Origin of the sequence: Streptomyces sp. SP18CS02, assembly GCF_036322365.1 — a bacterium.
GTDB lineage: Bacteria > Actinomycetota > Actinomycetes > Streptomycetales > Streptomycetaceae > Streptomyces.
This window is the reverse complement of sequence record NZ_JAQYXC010000204.1, coordinates 1-347: the sequence shown is the minus strand read 5'-3', so window position 1 is coordinate 347 and position 347 is coordinate 1. Positions and strand designations below refer to the sequence as shown.

The window sequence follows — 347 nt, the reverse complement described above, 5'->3', positions numbered from 1 at the left end:
TGCTCGGCCTGACGGTGGCTGGGCTGCGTGATGATCTGGTCGTGCGTGGTGAGCGCGGGCTGGCCGTTCGCGCCCTTGTCCGTGTACTCGGCGTCGATGACGCCGAAGATGTCGGCGTTGGGGTCGTGCTCGCCGTCCGCGAGGGTCTGCAGGGCGCCGGTGCAGCCGGTGGCCGACGTCTGCGGGTGGCCGTGGCTGTCGTGCCCGACGATGAAGTTCACCTTGACCCTGGCGCAGTCGATGGCGCCGTCCTCCGGGTCGGACACCGTCACCTTGTTCGGGATCGCCGCACCGAAATCGTAGACGGCCCCGTCGCCGGGCAGGTCGATCCTGACCGTGGGAGCGGT

Annotated in this window: 1 pseudogene; it reads right to left on the bottom strand. The window is 69.7% G+C overall.

What is annotated here, in order from left to right:
* Window positions 1-347: pseudogene (locus PUR26_RS02040) on the bottom strand (glycosyl hydrolase); the annotation flags it as partial.